1 pseudogene is annotated in these 301 nt (G+C 66.8%); it reads left to right on the top strand.

The features are described from left to right. Window positions 1-75: 75 nt before the first annotated feature. A pseudogene (locus tag MKK51_RS04965) lies at window positions 76-239 on the top strand (transposase); the annotation flags it as partial. Window positions 240-301: the final 62 nt, after the last annotated feature.

Genomic DNA, 301 nt, shown 5'->3' with positions numbered 1-301 from the left:
AAACGGCCCAAGGGGCAGACGCGGGCCCCAGAGATGTCCGCGCGACGCCGCAACGTGATCGACTCGATGGTCTGCCCGGCAGAACACCGGGTCAAGCTGAACAGGACCAGGCCGGTGGGCCGCCTCAATGGCGAGACCACGCGCAGGACCGAGGTCGTGGGCATCTTCCCCAACGACGCTGCCATCACCCGCCGCGCCGGCGCGATCATGTCTTGGAGCAGAAGGACGCGTGGGCCGTCTAGCGGGCCCGCTACATCAACCTATACTGCAGCGCCGCAATCGGCGATGATCCCCTCGTAAG

Origin of the sequence: Methylobacterium sp. E-045, from assembly GCF_022829685.1 — a bacterium.
GTDB lineage: Bacteria > Pseudomonadota > Alphaproteobacteria > Rhizobiales > Beijerinckiaceae > Methylobacterium.
The sequence above is the reverse complement of the archived record's forward strand: the minus strand, read 5'-3'. Positions and strand labels throughout refer to the sequence as shown.